The following is an 18,736-nucleotide window of genomic DNA, read 5'->3' on the forward strand; positions in this document are numbered from 1 at the left end:
CTACAGTCCGAGTATTTCCTTGACGAAGGGGATGGTTAGCTTGCGTTGCGCGCGTATTGAGGCGTGATCAAGCTGGTCGAGGGTGCGAAAAAGCGTGCGGGTGTCGCGCTCAAGGCGTTTAAGCAGGAAACGGCTGACATCCTCAGGCAATTCAAACCCTCGCAATCGGGCGCGCAATTGCAAGGCGGCGCCCTTTTCCTCATCAGACAGAGGTTGTAACCGGTAGATTTGCCCCCAATCCAGGCGAGAGGCCAAATCAGGCAACTTGAGTTGCAACTGGCGGGGCGGGCAATTACCGCTGATAAGCAGCCGGGACCTGCCCGTCTCCTGGATGCGGTTATAGAGATTGAACACGGCCATTTCCCAGGGTTCATCGCCGGCGATGCATTCAATATTGTCGATAGACACCAACGCCAGTTGCTCCATCCCCTCGAGGACTTCCGGAACGAACCAGGTCCGTTTATCCAGGGGAACATAGCCCACCGCCTGGCCACGCTGCGACAATTCGGCGCAGGCGGCATGCAGAAGGTGGCTGCGCCCGCCCCCCTTCCGCGACCAGAAATACAGGTAACTGCCATGCTCCTGGGACAGCATATTGTGCAGTGTCGCCAGCAATGAGCGATTCTCGCCGGGATAAAAGCTGGCGAACGTCTCGTCATCCGGCAGATGAAGCGGTAAAGAAAGTTGTACCGGCGTAATCAGAAGCACCTCGAACCCTACAGGCGGTAAGACGGTACAAGTTTAACATAAAATCCCTTGCGGCAAAAAAGAAAGGCCAGTTTACAACGGATTATTCCCAATCATGGTGCCGTTTTGTAGCGGGCCGCTGACTTTAGCTATATTATCATTGCATTTTATCGAGATAATAGGCTATATCAGTAATGTCATCCAACGTATCGCATCCAGGGAATGCAGGAAATCGGGGGGAAGGGAGCACGCGGACGATTAATTATATTGGGGTTCATCGCCAGGAGCGAAATATGAAATCTCAACCATTAAAAACCACGGACGCATTAACAAAAATCACCCGGCAAGCATCATCCGCTGGCGCCCCGCCTATATTAACCTCATTAATTATCAGGATTTCCTATGTCAGCGGTCTCAGTAAAGAAGATGTGGCCGGCATTCTGCTCAAACCCTATGCGCAGGGATTTATCACCGCCGGTGATGCGAAAAGGATAACACAGCAATTTCCTTTCCTTGAAAAGGTTGGCCGTAAACTGGATTTGATAAATTATACCATTACCTTAATTGCTGCTTACATGGAAATTGAAGTTTCTTATACTAAAGGGATCATTCTGCCAAGAAATATTATTGAACATATTATGGAAAGTTATCATTGAACTTCGCTGGCCAGCGCACGAGGCGACATCGAAAAGCGTCATAAGCGGCTCGCGGGGCACGTCGCCCGCCCGCCTTTAGAAAATCGCTCGGCATGATGACAATACCGCCGCGATGCGGCCCGAAGTATCTAGAGTATAAATCATTTTTTTGGTCATTCTCCCCCCAACTATTCACTGACGGATGCGCATTGACGCCAAACCGATATGCCCTCCTGTTCAGGACAATCAAAGCTTGGTAACCGCCGAGATATTAGCGGTATTCATTTAACCAAACTCGAGGATGGCTAATCGTTAGGAAATTTAACGTTATTTGTAAGCTATAGGGGATGGATGATGAGAGACATCTTGTCTCTCACCGGCGGCCCGCCGTTGGCGGTTCAACTTTGTTTCCGACGAATTATCGCTGACTTGCCGCCACGATGTGGTGTGAATTATATAGCTTATAGGTCACCGGGCCAAAGCACGAATCGTCGCATGGCTGACGGCATTCACTTCCCGCCGTCAGCGCGTGACGACTTAAAACACAGAGAACACGTCAATATATTTATCCGTAAGATAACATTTTGGTAACAGGAGGCCGGTATAATGCAAATTAAATACTTTCGATACGTCAAGTTGCATCGCAACGGCAAGTACGCAAACTCCAGCGACAAAGAGGAAATTTGAAGTATGACGGGTAAATAATGTCATTTGCTGTCCGGCATAAACAATACTTCGGCCAATATAAGCGACTGTTAAGCATATGCCGGTTATAGTTAACTATCGATTACCTATATTAATAATTGAATTTTATTTAGCCGACAAACGACAATCACCGCCATCCCCGGAGCTGGATAATGCCAGCCGGCGTTATCCCCGTGGTAGTGTGCAAGGGGGGCCATCGGGGTAACGGCGGGCGTCCGGGCCGGTCCTATGGATGCCGCCGGCGAAGAAACGACGTATGATGCGGCGGGTAAACCCGCTTATCCTAGCGGGTTCGCAGGGCCGAGAGGATGCCGCAATCCGCCACCCGGGTTTTCTCACCGCAACAGCGCCGCAGTTCCAACAATTTCAGTTCCAATTCTTTAAGGGCGGCCAATCGTTCCCGCACCGCCGCAATATGCCGCTCCAGCAACCGATCGACGTCGGAACAGGCGAGTTCCGGCTGCGCCTGCAAGCGTTGCAATTGTCTGATTTCATCCAGACTGAGCCCCAATGAGCGGCAGCGCAAGACAAAGCCCAGACCGACGGCGTGATCCTCGCCATAGCGACGATAACCGGAACGGGTGCGGCCCGGTTCGGGAAGTATCCGTTCGCGTTCGTAGTACCGAATAGTGGCCGTATCGCACCCGACCCGTTTCGCCAGCTCGCCAATGCGCATGTTTTTCACCTAAAACCCTGGACCTTAAAGTCCCTTCAAGGTTTAGCATAACATGATGCTCAACGCCATACCGGCGACAACAGCGGAAGGGAGAAAACCATGGCTAATTGCTGTGAGGATAAGCAATGCGAACTCACCGCCCTGCGCGCATCGCACCATAAGGTGTTATGGATAGTATTGGCGATTAACGCCGGTATGTTCCTGGCGGAAAGCGCCGCGGGCATTCTGGCGCATTCCACGTCATTGCTGGCCGACGCGTTGGATATGCTGGGAGATGCGCTGGTTTACGGATTCAGCCTGGCGGTGGTGACGCGTCCCCCCCGCTGGCAAGCGATCGCGGCCATGGGAAAAGGCGTGTTCATGTTGATTTTCGGCCTTGGCGTGCTGGTTGAAGCCGCCGATAAAATACTGTCGCCCGTACAGCCGGATGAACGTTTGATGGCGTTGACAGCCGGCGTCGCGCTGGCGGCCAATTTGTTTTGCTTCGGTTTGCTGCTGCGCTATCGCAACGACAACTTGAATATGCGCTCCACCTGGCTATGTTCGCGTAATGACCTGTTGGCCAATATCGGGGTATTGCTGGCGGCGGCGGCCAGCGCCTTGCTGTCTTCCCGCTGGCCGGATATCCTGGTTGGCGCGGCGATGGCCTGTCTGTTCCTACACTCGGCCATCGCCATCTTGCGTCAATCCGTCACGGCGTTGCGCAGCGCGGCCAGCCCCTTAAGCGCGCTATCGCCGATCATCTCGGACAATCTCCGGCATAACGCGCCGGGATTCGCCGCGCTGAAATCGGTACCGCTGGAGACCGGGCGGCGGGCCCGACACTCCGCTTCCCGCCAGGATCACGGGTAGCCGGCCATCCCGCGTATCTTGCACAGGGAGAAACAATTCCCCCATGATGGCGTTACCGGCCGCTCCGGTCCGGTGCGGATTCCGTCATGACCGGCGTCGTATCGGCATCGATAATCACTTCTTCGCCGCGGATAAGCGAGATAATTTTGAACAATACACTCAAACAAATCCCCACCACGGTGGCCAGGGCCATGCCCTTGAGCTCCGCGGCGCCGATATGGATCTTGGCGCCGCTAACCCCGATTATCAGGATAACCGCCGTCAAAATCAGATTTTGCGGCCGATTATAATCCACCTTGGATTCAAGCAGCACGCGTATTCCCGATGCGGCGATGACACCGTAAAGCAACAGCGAGACGCCGCCCATCACCGGTACCGGTACCGCCTGGATTGCCGCGGCGAGTTTGCCGATACAAGACAGCAAGATGGCCAGAATGGCCGCGCCGCCGATAACCCAGGTGCTGTAGACCTTGGTAATGGCCATCACACCGATATTCTCGCCGTAAGTGGTATTGGGGGTAGAGCCGAAAAATCCGGACAAAATGGTCGACAGCCCGTTGGCCAGCATGGAACGGTGCAGGCCGGGATTACGCAGCAAATCGCGTTTGACGATATTGGCCGTTACCACCAAATGGCCGACATGCTCGGCGATAACCACCAGCGCCGCCGGCAGGATGGTCAGAATGGCCATCCATTCGAAACGGGGCTTATAGAACGTAGGCAGCGCGAACCAATGGGCGGCCGCAACCTGGGTAAAATCCACCGCGCCCATCAGCCAAGCCAGGGCATACCCCGCCAGGACGCCGATCAGAATGGGAATAATGGCCAAAAACCCCCGGAACAACACCGAACCCAGCACGGTCACCGCCAAGGTCGTCATGGAAATGATAACGGTGGAATGATCGACGCTTGCCCCCTCGGCCGGCAGCAATCCGGCCATATTGGCCGCCACGCCCGCCAATTCCAGACCGATAACCGCGACAATGGCCCCCATGGCCGCCGGCGGAAACACCACATTGATCCACCCCGTCCCGGCGACCCTGACAATCAGCGCCACCACGCAAAACAGTACGCCGCAGGCGATAAATCCACCCAGCGCCGCTTCATACCCCATCGGCAATATCAGCAGCACCGGCGAAATGAATGCAAAACTCGAACCCAGGTAGGCCGGGATCTTGCCTTTACAAATCAGCAGATAAAGCAACGTGCCGATACCGTTGAACAGCAGTACCGTCGCCGGGTTGACCTTGAAAAGAATCGGAACCAGAACGGTCGCGCCGAACATGGCGAACAAATGCTGAAAACTTAACGGGATGGTCTGCATTAACGGCGGGCGTTCTTCAACGGCAATGGCACGACGTGTCATTCTTCATTCCTCGATTGATAATCAAAAAAAACCGACCCTTCCGGCCGGTTTGATTGTTACTTGGTACCAAATATTTTATCGCCCGCATCGCCAAGGCCTGGCATGATATAACCGTGCTCGTTAAGCCCCTCGTCAATGGCCGCGGTATACAGCTCAATGTCGGGGTGGGTCTTCTCCAGCGCCGCGATTCCCTCGGGAGCCGCCACCAGCACCAGAACCTTGATGCTTTTGCAGCCGGCTTTCTTGAGCAAATCAATAGTGGCTATCATCGAACCGCCGGTGGCCAGCATGGGATCGACAACCAGGGCCATACGCTCATCAATGTTGGAGACCAGTTTTTGAAAATAAGGCACCGGTTTTAACGTGGTCTCGTCGCGGTAAATGCCGACCACGCTGATGCGCGCGCTGGGGATGTTTTCCAGCACCCCATCCATCATGCCGATCCCGGCGCGTAAAATCGGCACGACGGTGATCTTCTTGCCTTTGATCTGTTCGATTTCAACCGGACCGCACCACCCTTCTATGGTCACCTTCTCCGTTTCCAAATCGGCGGTCGCCACATAGGTCAGTAAACTACCCACTTCCGAAGCCAGCTCGCGAAAACGCTTGGTACTGATATCGCTCTCACGCATCAGACCCAACTTATGCTTTACCAGCGGGTGTTTTACCTCAACGATCTTCATCATTCTTCTCCCCAAGATGCATTGAACGGTCAAAAAAATCGCGAGATTATAACCTCTTTTTTTTTCCGCGCCCTATGAAATTAGCTGATCATGATCAATAGATTAGCGAAATTCGCCGCGCACTCGCCATCTTTTTGCCACTGCCCCTTCAATAGGGCCGGCTCTAAGCCCGCTGATGACGACTTCGCTCGCAAACGTTTGCTTACACTGTTAGAATTGCGGCGCCTTTTTTATTCGCAACCATCCATCTCCATGGGAGATCTCGCAGTGACCGAAAAAACCTCTCTCAGCTACAAAGACGCCGGCGTGGACATTGACGCCGGTAATGCACTGGTCGATCGCATTAAAGGTGTGGTGAAACAAACCACCCGCCCGGAGGTCATGGGAGGACTGGGGGGATTCGGCGCCCTTTGCGCATTGCCGCAGAAATACCGTGAGCCGGTGCTGGTTTCGGGCACCGACGGGGTGGGCACCAAACTGCGTCTGGCCATGGACCTGCAAAGCCACGATACCATTGGTATCGACTTGGTGGCGATGTGCGTCAATGATCTGGTGGTGCAAGGAGCGGAACCGTTGTTTTTCCTGGATTATTTCGCCACCGGCAAGTTGGATGTGGATACCGCCGCCCAGGTCATCACCGGTATCGCCGAGGGCTGCAAAATCGCCGGCTGCGCGCTGGTCGGCGGCGAAACCGCGGAGATGCCCGGCATGTACCACGGCGAGGATTACGATGTGGCGGGTTTCTGCGTCGGCGTGGTGGAAAAAACCGAAATCATCGACGGCAGCCGTGTTGGCGCCGGCGATACCTTGCTGGCGCTGGCTTCCAGCGGCCCGCATTCCAACGGTTATTCACTGATTCGTAAAATCCTCGACGTCAGCCGGACCGATGCGCGACGCACTTTACTGGCAGGCAAGCCCCTGGCGGAGCATCTGTTGATGCCGACCCGGATTTATGTCAAGCCGCTATTGCAATTGATTGCTCAAACGGAAGTCCACGCCGTGGCGCATCTCACCGGCGGGGGGTTCTGGGAAAATATTCCGCGGGTTTTGCCGGCCGGCACCAAGGCGGTCATCGACGAGAACAGCTGGCGCTGGCCGGCGGTATTCGACTGGTTGCGGCAGGCCGGTAATGTCAGCCGCCACGAAATGTACCGTACCTTCAATTGCGGTGTTGGCATGGTGGTGGTGGTTCCGAGCGCCACTGCCGACCAAGCGTTGTCTTTGCTTGGGCAATGGGGGGAAACCGCCTGGAAACTGGGCGAAATCGAGGCCGCGGCGCCGCAGGACGATCGCGTCGTCATCCGCTGATGAAAACAATTGTCGTCTTGATTTCCGGCGATGGCAGCAATTTGCAGGCCATGATCGACGCTTGCCGACAGGGCCGGATCGCGGCCCGGATTGCCGCCGTCTACAGCAACCGCGCCGATGCTTACGGTTTGCAGCGCGCCGCCACAGCCGGTTTACCGTGCAAAACGGTCAATCCCGCTGATTACGCCGACCGCGCCGAGTTTGACCGGGCGTTGATGGCCCTTATTGATGGCCACTGTCCGGATGCGGTGATTTTGGCCGGCTATATGCGTATTCTGTCGGCGGAGTTCGTCGGCCATTATGCCGGCCGGCTCCTCAATATCCACCCATCGCTGCTGCCCCTTTATCCGGGATTGCATACCCATCGCCGGGCGTTGGCCAACGGCGACAGGGTTCACGGCGCCTCGGTGCATTTTGTTACCGAACAACTTGACGGTGGCCCGGTGATACTGCAAGCGAAAGTGCCGGTGTTCCCGGGCGACGGCGAGGAAGATCTGGCCGCGCGGGTCAAAAGCCAGGAACATGCCATTTATCCTTTGGCCGTCAGTTGGCTGCTGACCGGACGCCTGTTTTTACGGGACAATGTTGCCTGGCTGGACGGTCAACCTTTGCCGCCGGCCGGCCATGCCGCCGATTGATGCCTTCATCCCGCCGCCAAGGCCGGTTTACCCCTTTAGTTCAGGCTACAGGGCTATCCCAGCGACGCCAAATACCCGCCCGGCGGCAACGCCAAGAATTTAACCGGCTTTTCGCGGTGCGAAAAGCCGTTTTACTGTCATATAATCCTGTTATATAGGAATAACTTCCCGTAACGGGTTGATGAAGGCAGACGATGTTGCCTGTAAGATGTAACCTGGTCATATGGCCGCATAGTCCACTAGGTGACTGGGGTGAATAAGCGCCGCCGACAAAGAGGCGGCGCGAAGGCTGACGGGCATGCCCTAAATCCTTCGCGTTGCGTCGCGAAGGCAAGCGAGAGAATCCCAGGAGCATAGCCGACTATGTGACTGGGGTGAGCGAGCGCCGCCGACAAAGAGGCGGCGCGAAGGCTGACGGGCATGTGGACTTTAACTAAGCGGAGGCGATAATACTTACAGCACGGAATCTCCTTCCTGAACAATTTAACGGAGTGCAGATGGGTCAGGAAATACTGTATCAAGAAAAAGAGCTGAGCTGGTTATGCTTTAATGAGCGGGTATTGCAGGAGGCGGCGGATAAAACCAATCCTTTAATTGAGCGCATGCGTTTCCTGGGCATTTATTCGAGCAATCTTGATGAATTTTACAAGGTGAGGTTTGCCGATTTGAAACGGCGGATTCTTATCAGTGAAGCGCAGGGGTCGGCGCTGGCATTACGCCAGTTGCTTAACAAAATACAATCCAAAGTGCTGGATACTGAACAAGAATTCGATAACCTTTACAACGATTTGCTTTTGGAAATGGCCCGCAACCAGATATTTCTGGTTAACGAGCGGCAGCTTTCCCCTAATCAGCAGGAATGGCTGCGCTATCATTTCAAGCAACATCTTCGTCAGCATATCACGCCTATTCTGATACAACATGATACTGATCTGGTGGAGTTCTTGAAGGACGATTACACCTATTTGGCGGTGGAAATCATTCACGGACAGCAAACCGATTATGCGTTGCTTGAAATACCCGCCGACAAGGTTCCACGTTTTATCAATCTGCCGGCTGAACCGCCGCGTCGCCGTAAGCCCATGATCATCTTGGATAATATTTTACGGTATTGCCTGGACGATATCTTTACCGGCTTTTTTGATTATGATTCTCTGAATGCCTATTCGATGAAGATGACCCGGGACGCCGAGTATGACCTGGTGATGGAAATGGAATCCAGTCTGCTGGAGTTGATGTCGTCCAGTCTGAAACAGCGCCTTACCGCCGAACCGGTGCGTTTCGTTTATCAGCGCGATATGCCCAACAGCATGGTGGCGATGCTCAAAGACAAGCTTGGCATATCTTCCTATGATTCAATCATTCCCGGCGGCCGTTATCACAATTTTAAAGACTTCATCAACTTTCCCAATGTGGGCAAAGCGAATCTGGTCAACAAACCGTTGCCCCGCTTGCGGCATACCGGGTTTGAGTGTTTTCGCAACGGCTTCGACGCCATACGCGAACGCGATATCCTGCTTTATTATCCTTATCACACCTTTGAGCACGTGCTGGAAATCCTGCGTCAGTCCTCCTTCGATCCCAGCGTTATCTCCATAAAAATCAATATATACCGGGTTGCCAAGGATTCCCGGATTATCGATTCGATGATCCATGCCGCCAATAACGGTAAGAAAGTTACGGTTGTCGTGGAATTGCAGGCGCGTTTTGATGAAGAAGCCAATATTCACTGGGCCAAGCGATTGACAGAGGCGGGCGTGCATGTGATTTTCTCGGTGCCCGGTTTGAAAATTCATGCCAAACTGTTTTTGATTTCCCGTCATGAAGGTGACGAAATCGTGCGCTACGCCCATGTCGGCACGGGTAATTTCAATGAAAAAACCGCCCGGCTTTATACCGATTATTCATTACTGACCGCCGATCCGCGCATCACCAATGAAGTGCGCAAGGTTTTTAATTTTATCGAGAATCCTTATCGTCCGGTCAACTTCGATTATTTGCTGGTCTCGCCGCAAAACTCACGGTACAAGCTGTATGAAATGATCGATCAGGAAATCGCCCATGCGCAGGCCGGCCAAACCGCGGGTATTACATTGAAGGTCAATAACCTGGTGGATCAGGGACTGATCGATCGCTTGTATACCGCATCCGGCGTCGGCGTCCCCATCCGTCTGCTGGTGCGCGGCATGTGTTCATTGATTCCCGATATACCCGGCATCAGCGATAATATTAAAGCTATCAGTATCGTCGATCGCTTTCTAGAGCACGATCGGGTTTATGTTTTCGAAAACGGCGGTGATAAAAAGGTCTTCTTGTCTTCCGCCGACTGGATGACGCGTAACATCGATTACCGTATCGAAGTGGCGGTGGCGCTGCTGGATTCCCGGCTAAAACAGCGGGTGCTGGATATTCTCGAGATCCTGTTTAGCGATACGGTGAAAGCGCGCCATATCGACAGCGACCTGAGCAACCGTTATGTGGCCCGCGGCAACAAGCGCAAGGTGCGTGCGCAAACCGCCATCTACGATTATATTGAACGAATGGAACAAGCCGGAGATCAAGCCTGACGTATGCCTCTCAATTCTGCTACTTCCTCCAGGCCCGAAGAATTCGCGGCCATTGATTTAGGGTCCAACAGCTTCCATATGGTGATAGCCAGGGTGGTCAATGGCGCGCTTCAGATTCTCGGCCGCTTGAAACAGCGCGTTCATCTGGCCGACGGTCTGGATGCCAATCATATCCTGAGCGAAGAAGCCATCAATCGCGGGCTGAGCTGTCTGGCGCTGTTCGCCGAACGTCTCCAGGGATTTCCGCAGCAACGGGTTACCATCGTCGGCACTCACGCCTTGAGGGAGGCGGTGAACGCCGAAGCGTTTCTAAGCCGGGCGGCCAAAGTCATTCCCTATCCTATTGAGATCATCTCCGGCCATGAAGAAGCCCGACTGATCTTTATGGGTGTGGAGCATACCCAATCGGAAAAGGGCCGCAAACTGGTTATCGATATCGGCGGCGGCTCCACCGAGTTGGTCATCGGCGAGAATTTCGAACCCGTGCTGGTGGAAAGCCGCCGCATGGGTTGCGTAAGCTTCGCCAACCAGTTTTTTCCGGGGGGCGTAATCAGCCCGGTCCACTTCCGTCGGGCCAGACTGGCCGCGGCGCAAAAACTGGAAACCCTCGCCTGGCAGTATCGCCTGTTGGGCTGGCGGGTGGCATTGGGCGCCTCGGGCTCCATCAAGGCCGCCTGCGAGGTGCTGGTGGGCCTGGGTGAAAAAGACGGCGCCATTACGCCGGAACGGTTGCAGTTGATTTACGATAAGGTCATGAAATTTAAGAATTTCAGTACGTTGTCCCTGCCCAATCTGTCCGAGGAACGTAAAAGCGTGTTCGTGCCGGGGCTGGCGATTTTATGCGGCATCATGGATACGCTGGCCATCAGCGAGCTGCAATATTCCGACTGCGCGTTGCGCGAAGGCGTCTTGTACGAGATGGAAGGCCGTTTCCGTCATCAGGACATCCGCAGCAGGACGGCGCGTAGCCTGGCCGAACACTACAATATTGATACGGATCAGGCCAGGCGCGTTAGCGACACCACCAATGACCTCTACCGGCAATGGGCCGCCCAGAACGACGATCTGCGCGATGAACAGGTGGAGGCCCTGCTGAAATGGGCGGCACTGCTGCACGAAGTCGGTCTGGGGATTAATCACAGCGGATTACAGCGCCATTCCGCCTATATACTGCAACAAACCAACATGCCCGGCTTCAACCAGGAACAGCAACTGTTGGTGGCCACATTGGTGCGTTTCCATCGCAAAGCCATCAGGCTTGATGAAATGCCGCGGCTCAACCTGTTTCGGAAAAAGAATTATTTGCCTTGTCTGCAATTGCTCCGCCTGGCGGTTTTGCTTAATAATCAACGCCAGGCGACCACGCCAACCGCAATGCGCCTGACGACCGATCAGAATCATTGGACGTTGACCTTCCCCGGCGGTTTTTTTGCGCAGAATAATCTGGTACAACTTGATCTGGAAAAAGAACAGAGTTATTGGTCGGATGTCCCCGGCTGGCGGCTCGATATCGCTGAAGACACCGCAATGGCGGAGGTAGAAACACCCTAATGAGATTGGCGTATGCTATGCGTAGACGACGAACCTCGTTCCGAATAACCCGTTGGATACTGTTTATCAGTTTCATCATTTTATTCGGACGTTTTATTTATGCCACCATCGGCGCCTGGCAACACCAGCAACACAAATCCGCCGAACCGGCCGGACAAATGCTCAACAGCGACAATCGGCCTGAACTTTAAATTTACCCACGCATTTCGCCGGCCCCCTCGTCCTGTCGTTACGCGGCGACTCTCCAGGCTTTCGATCACCCGGGACGCCAAATTTCGTTTGGTCAGCGGGCGCCCTTTCCGCCGTGGTCAGGATGCGTGTCCGCCGAGCTCCCTTACCGTCGTCATATTCATTTCATAAGGAAATAACAGGCTATGCCCGTCGTGACACACGATGCGCCGCAATTGGCGCAATTACGACATCAGGTTCTTGCGCTGTTGCTGAACAATCGTCCGCTGGTGGACAGCATACTTTCCCTGCCCGGGCGCGACGCCGCCGAACCCGACGCGGTTTTGCTTGACCAAACCGCTAGGCTTGCGGGGATACAACGGCAGTTGCATGCGGCGGACCTGGCTGATCTGCTGGAGAGCCTGCCGCCAGAGGCGCGTTTGGCGCTATGGCGGCTCATAGATAACGATAAACGCGGTAAAACCCTGGTGGAAGCCTCGGAAAATGTCTGGGACAGTTTGCTGGCCGAGATGGCCCCCGGCGAAATTCTTCGGGCGATGCGACCGCTGGATGTGGATGAACAGGCTTATCTGGCCCGCTATCTGCCGCGGGATATCGTCGGCCGGATGCTAACCGCCATGGAGCCGCCGCGCCGGGCGCAAGTGCGCGCAATGATGAACTTTGCGCCGGATTGCGTCGGTCGGTATATGGATTTCGAGCTGGCCACCCTGCGTCCCGATGTCAGTCTGGCGACGGCGCAGCGCTACCTGCGCTGGCGGAAAACATTGCCGCCCAATAGCGACAAGCTGTTTGTCGTGGACAGGCGCGGTAAATTGGTAGGGGAATTGCCGCTGTCCGCCCTGCTGCTTAATCCGCTGGATAAACAGGTCGCCGAGGTCATGGAAACCGATCCGCAACGTTTCCTGCCGGAAGATTCGGCGCGGGCCGCCGCCGGCGCATTCGAGCGTTATGATCTGATCAGCGCGGCGGTGGTGGACGTCAAGGGTAAACTGATGGGCCGGCTGTGCATTGAGCATGTCGTCGATGTGTTTTTCACTGAAAGCGACTCGACGCTACGTCGTTTGGGGGGGATCAGTCCGGCGGAAGATATCTTCGCGCCGGTGCGTAAAGCGGTGCGCGCCCGTTGGACCTGGTTGGCGGTCAACCTCTGTACCGCCTTCGCCGCCTCAAGGGTGATAGGGCTATTTGAAGGCACCATTTCCGCCCTGGTCTCCCTGGCGGCGCTGATGCCCATCGTCGCCGGCATTGGCGGCAATACCGGTAATCAGACCATCACCATGATTGTACGGGCGCAGGCATTGCGCCAACTTGAAACAGGCAACACCTTATTTTTGCTGCTGCGGGAGATGGGGGTGGCCATCATCAACGGCCTTATTTGGGGCGGGATCATGGGCCTGGTGACCTGGCTGCTCTACCATAACGCCGGATTGGGAGCCGTCATGATGCTGGCCATGCTGCTCAATCTGATGCTGGCGGCGTTGATGGGAGTGGCGATTCCACTCACCATGGCCCGGGCGGGGCGTGATCCGGCGGTAGGCTCGAGCGTGATCATTACCGCCATTACCGATACCGGCGGCTTTTTTATTTTCCTGGGTCTGGCAACATTATTCCTGTTGCGCTAGCGCCGGCCGTTAGACTTTCCCTTTCAGCATAATCAGCTATGATTTATTGAAAAACATCAGGAAATACCCATGAACGCCGACAAAGACACTTCAACGGATGACAGCTGGCTGCTCGTCGCGGCGATGACGTTTCTGATGTTTATTCTGGCCGTGGCATGCCTTGCTTTCGCCGGCCGCAGCGAACCTTACGCGGCGCTCTGGTTTTGCGCCGCGGCGATGTTGACCTGCCTGTTCAATCTGTCGCCGAGTTATTGGCTCGCCCAGGTAATGGGCGGCTTCTTGGCCCTGATGGCCGCCCATTACCTCTCGGCGCGCGACCTGGTGGACAGCCTGCCGCTCACCTGCGCCGTTCTGGCCGAAGCCGTCTTGATCGCCTGGCTGATGAAATGCCTGCTGAACACCGACGATCCGCTGGACGGTATTCCCGCCTGGCTGTATTTCTGCCTGCTCGGCGTATTGCTGTTTCCGTTGCTCGGTGCCCTGACCGCCGCGTACTGGCTGCCAATGGCGCCAAATTCCTCACCCGTTTTCATCCTGCACTGGTATTCAGCCCAGGGCGTGGCCGTTATGGCGCTGATGCCGGCGGGCATAGTCTGGAAACGCCCGGTCCGGGACCAAAAGGCCGGCCGCAAAACCCGGATGGAAATGACGTTGCTGATCATCGCCACCTTGCTGATAGGCTACCTGGCGATGCGTTATTCCGCTTTTCCATTCGCTTTTATTCTCTTGCCGCTATTGGCGGCCGCCCTGCGTCTGCCCCGGTTGGAGTCGTTCGGCGTCTATATGATAGTTACGCCGTTGCTGTTTTTTTTGTTCGCCTCCGGCGTGGTCCAACTCCATTTGGCGCAGATGACTTCGCCGCTTTTGCTCCCCCTTACGCGGCTGATGATCGTGCTGATTCCCGCCCACGCCATGACGGTCATGATGTACGCCATCCGCGTGGAACGAAACAACATCCGGCAAAGCGAAACCCGTTTTCGCAACGCCATGGAATATTCCGCCATCGGCATGGCCCTGGTCTCTCTGGAAGGCGCCTGGCTGCAAGTCAACCAGTCCCTATGCCGTTTTCTGCAATACAGCCCCGACCAACTGGCGCGGCTCAGTTTCCAGGAAATTACCCATCCGGATGATTTGACCACCGATCTCAGGCAATTGAACGATCTGGTCAAGGGCGTTATCGACAGCTATACCCTGGAGAAACGCTATATCCGCGGCGATGGCGATACCGTCTGGGCGCTGCTGGCGGTTTCACTGGTCAGGGATCAGGGCGGTAAGCCGCTGTATTTCATTTCCCAGATAGAGGACATCGACGAGTTTAAACAAAGCGAATTACTCAACCGGCGGCTAATGGAACGGATCACGCTGGCCAACGAAGCCCTTCACGAAGAAAAAGAACGTTTGCATATCACCCTGGCTTCCATCGGCGACGCCGTTATCTCGGTGGATAATGAAATGTGCGTGACGTTCATGAATCCCGTGGCGGAGAAGATGACCGGCTGGCGACGAGAAGACGCCCAAGGATACCCTATCGACGCCATAACCCGACTGACGCTGGGTTACGACGGTCCCATCCTGCCCACGTTACTGCAAACGACCATCCCGGCCCTGTATAAAAACGCCGCATTACAGCCTTCGCTGGTATTACATAGCCAGAGCGGACAATTTTTCGATATTCAACACTGTTGCACGCCGTTGAACAATCGCCTGGGCGCTATCATCGGCGCGGTGGTGGTTATCAAGGATGTCAGCGAATCCCGGCATTTATTGCAACAACTTAGTTATAACGCTCTGCACGACGACCTGACCGGCCTGCCCAATCGCGCCAATTTCGCCCAGCAGCTCAATCAGGCGCTACAAACGGCCCTTAGCCAGAAACGTTGCCATGCCCTGGTTTTTCTGGATCTCGACCGCTTCAAGGAGATTAACGACCGCGCCGGTCACGCCGCCGGCGATGCGCTATTGCTGGAACTGGGATTGCTGATGCAAAACAATATCCGTCGCCAAGACTGTCTGGCACGGCTCGGCGGCGATGAATTCGGCCTACTGTTGCCCGACTGCCCGCTGGAGGATGCCCGAAAACAGGTTCAACGGGTTATCGACGCCATTGACCATTATGCATTCCAATGGGAAGAAAAGCGTTATTCCATCGGCGGCAGCGCCGGCATTACCCTGATAAGCCAAGACAACGCCCATGACAAAGAGGTCATGGCCCAGGCCGATATTGCCTGTTATACCGCTAAAAACAGCGGTCGGGGCCAGGTGGTCGTGTATGATCCGCAACTCAGGCATCCGGAGCGGTTTTCTTCATCGGGCAGTCGCGCCGTCCACCACGGCCGTATCCTGAAAATGCTGGAAAATGACCAATTGGCGATTATGGCCTATCCTGTCTCGCCGCCGCTCACGCCGCTGGTCGCCGAGTTTTACCAAATTTCCCTCGCCGCCAGCCATGGCGATATCCGCCAGCTCGGGGAGGAAACACTTTTCCCCGCCGAGCGGCAATACGAACTGCCGCTCTCACTGGATTACTGGCTTATCAATCAGGTGTTGGGCAATTATGGCGCCGCACTGGCGCAAAGGGGCATAACCCTGGCCGTTCCGCTGTCGCTGACGGCACTCGACGATACGACACTGATCTCTGAGTTGCTGACGTTACTGGCATTGCCCGGCCATTTGTCCGCGCATTCGGTTATCATTACCCTTAATGGCACGACCTTCATGGATCATTATCCCGCCGTCGCCGCCCCGCTTGCCAGGCTTCGTCAGGAAGGTTGCCGAATACTGCTCGATCAGTTCAGCGACAATTTCAGCGCCTTCAACACACTGCCGGTGGGGATCGCCGATTATATCCGCTTGCCCAATCGCTTTGTCCATAAACTGCAGGGCAGCCAAATGGATGAAATGATGGTGTCGGTGATCAACGGCCATATTCATCGCCTCAATGCCCGATCCATCGCCGGGCCGGTCAATCAGCCGGCGCTGTTGGACACACTCCGTCATCTCAGGATTGATTTGACGGACGGCGATCCCCTAAGCCGAGCCACGCCGCTTGCCGCGATACTCAACGATGGCGACTCCGCTTGCGGTTAACGGCCGCGGGGACATCGACGGCAAAGCGTCGCTGATACGGCGTCAACCATTGCCTGCCCTTGGACATTACGGTAAAGTTTCGGGCCTCATTGGCATGGGGAGAGAATAATGTTTATCGGTTTCGACTATGGCACCGCCAACTGTTCGGTGGCGATCATGGAAGGCGAACGGCCGCGACTGCTGCCGCTGGAAGGGACTTCCCCCTATATGGCTTCAATGCTGTGCGCGCCGACACGGGAGGCCATCAGCGAATATTTGCATCGTTTCTGGCAGATACCGCCCGGCAGTAACGAGAATCAGCAACTGTTGCGCCGGGCCATCCGCGCCAACCACGACGATGACATCATTGTTACCGAACAAAGCCTGCAATTCGGTCAATCGGCCCTGGCTAACTATATTGCCGATCCGGAGGATGTCTACTTCGTTAAATCGCCTAAATCATTTCTGGGCGCCAACGGGCTTAAGCCGCAGCAAATCGCCCTGTTCGAGGATCTGGTTTGCGCCATGATGAGCCATATCAAGCGGCGGGCGGAAGCCGAGCTTAACACGCCAATCACGCACGCCATGGTCGGTCGGCCGATCAACTTCCAGGGCACCGGCGGCGAAGAATCCAACCGACAGGCGCAGGGCATCTTGCAACGCGCCGCGACGCGCGCCGGTTTCGCCGATGTTGCCTTTCAGTTCGAACCGGTGGCGGCGGGTCTGGATTTCGAGGCCACCCTTAGCGAGGAAAAAATTGTGCTGGTGGTGGATATCGGCGGCGGCACCACCGATTGCTCATTGTTGCTGATGGGACCGCGTTGGCTCGAACAACGGGATCGCAGCCACAGCCTATTAGGCCACAGCGGCGTGCGGGTCGGCGGCAACGATCTGGATATTATGCTGGCGTTCAAGCATCTGACGCCAAGTCTGGGCATGGGCGGTATCTCCGCCAAGGGGTTGGCGCTGCCCGCGCTACCTTTCTGGCAGGCGGTGGCCATTAACGATATCCCGGCGCAAAGCGATTTTTATGCCGCCGCCAACGCGCGGTTTCTCCAGCAACTGGTTAATGACGCCGCCTCGCCCGACCAGGTGAGATGCCTGCTGCAAGTGTACCAGCAACGGTTGAGCCACCGTCTGGTCCGCTGCGCCGAAGAATGCAAAATCACCTTGTCGGAGGCGGCGAACGCGGTGGCTTCCCTGAATTTCATTCATCAAGGCATGGCGGTCGCCATCAGCCAAACGGAACTGGAGGAGGCCATTGCGCAGCCGCTGACACGCATCCGCCAGCAGGTGGACGACGTACTGGCGCAAAGCGGCGCGGTACGCCCCGATGTGGTGTATCTGACAGGCGGCAGCGCCCGTTCCCCCCTTCTGCGCGCGGCCATCAGACAGAGCCTGCCCGGCATTCCACTTACCGGCGGCGACGATTTCGGCTCGGTCACCGCCGGACTGGCCCGCTGGGCCCGCCGGCAATTTTCCTGACCACACTGAATGCGTCAGACAGGGCTGTCGGCGCGTCAGACGGTGACTGACGGCGCCTCCATAAGCAGACCCTGTTTCAGTATATGATCAATCAACCGTTCCAGTCCCTGGCCGGTTTTCAGATTAGTGAATGCCCATGGCCTTTGCGGCCGCATCCTCTCCGTGTCCGCGGCCATGACCTCAAGGGATGCGCCGACATAAGGCGCCAGATCGATTTTGTTTATGACCAAGAAATCCGATTTGGTGATGCCCGGCCCCCCCTTGCGGGGAATTTTCTCCCCTTCGGCCACGTCGATGACATAGACCGTCAAATCGGCCAGCTCCGGGCTAAAGGTGGCGCTAAGATTATCACCGCCGCTTTCCACAAAAATGATGTCCAGATTACCGAATTTTTGCGCCAGGGCGTCCACCGCGGCCAGATTCATGGAGGCATCCTCGCGAATGGCGGTATGGGGACACCCCCCCGTTTCCACGCCGACGATACGATCCGCCTCTAACGCGCCGGCCTCCGTTAGAATCCGCTGATCCTCACGGGTGTAAATATCATTGGTGACCACCGCCAGTTGAAACCGGTCGCGCAGGGATTTACACAGCGCTTCCAGCAACGCGGTTTTACCGGAACCCACCGGACCGCCGACACCGACACGTAACGGTTGTTTGTACTGTTGCATAATATCTTTCCTGTGGTACCTCGAATTGATCGCCC

15 protein-coding genes are annotated in these 18,736 nt (G+C 55.7%); 10 read left to right on the forward strand and 5 right to left on the reverse strand.

Features of this window, described 5'->3' with window-relative positions; translation table 11 throughout:
* Nucleotides 1–708, reverse strand: coding sequence for a DnaA inactivator Hda (hda, locus tag FCN80_RS08725; RefSeq protein WP_136989777.1), 708 nt, complete (start codon nt 706–708; stop codon nt 1–3).
* Nucleotides 709–980: 272 nt separating this feature from the next.
* On the opposite strand from hda, the gene FCN80_RS08730 reads away from it, so the two are divergent.
* Nucleotides 981–1,343, forward strand: a complete 363-nt coding sequence (locus tag FCN80_RS08730; RefSeq protein WP_136989778.1) for a hypothetical protein — start codon at nt 981–983, stop codon at nt 1,341–1,343.
* 967 nt (nt 1,344–2,310) lie between these two features.
* On the opposite strand, the gene cadR is transcribed toward FCN80_RS08730, so the two are convergent.
* A complete protein-coding gene (cadR, locus tag FCN80_RS08735) occupies nt 2,311–2,703 on the reverse strand; it encodes a Cd(II)/Pb(II)-responsive transcriptional regulator (protein WP_136989909.1) in 393 nt (130 codons plus the stop codon).
* Nucleotides 2,704–2,802: 99 nt separating this feature from the next.
* Here cadR and FCN80_RS08740 point away from each other — a divergent pair, with 99 nt between their 5' ends.
* Nucleotides 2,803–3,555, forward strand: coding sequence for a cation diffusion facilitator family transporter (locus FCN80_RS08740; protein WP_136989779.1), 753 nt, complete (start codon nt 2,803–2,805; stop codon nt 3,553–3,555).
* A gap of 52 nt (nt 3,556–3,607) precedes the next feature.
* On the opposite strand, the gene uraA is transcribed toward FCN80_RS08740, so the two are convergent.
* The gene (gene uraA, locus FCN80_RS08745) at nt 3,608–4,921 is read right to left on the reverse strand and encodes a uracil permease (protein ID WP_136989780.1); all 1,314 of its coding nucleotides are present in this window, start codon (nt 4,919–4,921) and stop codon (nt 3,608–3,610) included.
* A gap of 56 nt (nt 4,922–4,977) precedes the next feature.
* Nucleotides 4,978–5,607: a uracil phosphoribosyltransferase gene (gene upp, locus FCN80_RS08750; protein WP_230492572.1), complete on the reverse strand. Its 630-nt coding sequence runs from the start codon at nt 5,605–5,607 to the stop codon at nt 4,978–4,980.
* 264 nt (nt 5,608–5,871) lie between these two features.
* On the opposite strand from upp, the gene purM reads away from it, so the two are divergent.
* From purM to yegD, 8 genes are all read left to right on the forward strand, one after another.
* Entirely contained in the window at nt 5,872–6,912 is a 1,041-nt protein-coding gene (gene purM, locus FCN80_RS08755; protein WP_136989781.1) for a phosphoribosylformylglycinamidine cyclo-ligase, read from the forward strand.
* Nucleotides 6,912–7,550, forward strand: coding sequence for a phosphoribosylglycinamide formyltransferase (gene purN / locus FCN80_RS08760; RefSeq protein WP_136989782.1), 639 nt, complete (start codon nt 6,912–6,914; stop codon nt 7,548–7,550). The genes purM and purN overlap by 1 nt, the downstream gene beginning before the upstream one ends.
* A 497-nt stretch (nt 7,551–8,047) precedes the next feature.
* Nucleotides 8,048–10,117 carry a polyphosphate kinase 1 gene (gene ppk1, locus FCN80_RS08765; protein WP_136989783.1) on the forward strand — a complete coding sequence of 690 codons (2,070 nt, stop codon included), beginning with the start codon at nt 8,048–8,050 and terminating at the stop codon, nt 10,115–10,117.
* Nucleotides 10,118–10,120: 3 nt separating this feature from the next.
* Nucleotides 10,121–11,668 carry an exopolyphosphatase gene (gene ppx, locus FCN80_RS08770; RefSeq protein WP_136989784.1) on the forward strand — a complete coding sequence of 516 codons (1,548 nt, stop codon included), beginning with the start codon at nt 10,121–10,123 and terminating at the stop codon, nt 11,666–11,668.
* Nucleotides 11,669–11,685: 17 nt separating this feature from the next.
* A complete protein-coding gene (locus FCN80_RS08775) occupies nt 11,686–11,859 on the forward strand; it encodes a YfgG family protein (protein WP_136989785.1) in 174 nt (57 codons plus the stop codon).
* Nucleotides 11,860–12,042: 183 nt separating this feature from the next.
* A complete protein-coding gene (locus tag FCN80_RS08780) occupies nt 12,043–13,479 on the forward strand; it encodes a magnesium transporter (RefSeq protein ID WP_136989786.1) in 1,437 nt (478 codons plus the stop codon).
* 69 nt (nt 13,480–13,548) lie between these two features.
* Complete coding sequence (locus FCN80_RS08785; protein WP_136989787.1) at nt 13,549–16,566, forward strand: diguanylate cyclase domain-containing protein; 3,018 nt, start codon at nt 13,549–13,551, stop codon at nt 16,564–16,566.
* Between the two features lie 108 nt (nt 16,567–16,674).
* Complete coding sequence (gene yegD / locus FCN80_RS08790) at nt 16,675–18,030, forward strand: molecular chaperone (protein ID WP_136989788.1); 1,356 nt, start codon at nt 16,675–16,677, stop codon at nt 18,028–18,030.
* Between the two features lie 35 nt (nt 18,031–18,065).
* On the opposite strand, the gene ureG is transcribed toward yegD, so the two are convergent.
* Entirely contained in the window at nt 18,066–18,701 is a 636-nt protein-coding gene (ureG, locus tag FCN80_RS08795) for an urease accessory protein UreG (RefSeq protein ID WP_136989789.1), read from the reverse strand.
* Nucleotides 18,702–18,736: the final 35 nt, after the last annotated feature.

The organism is Martelella alba, from assembly GCF_005217455.1.
In the GTDB taxonomy this organism is placed as follows: domain Bacteria; phylum Pseudomonadota; class Gammaproteobacteria; order Enterobacterales; family Enterobacteriaceae; genus Acerihabitans.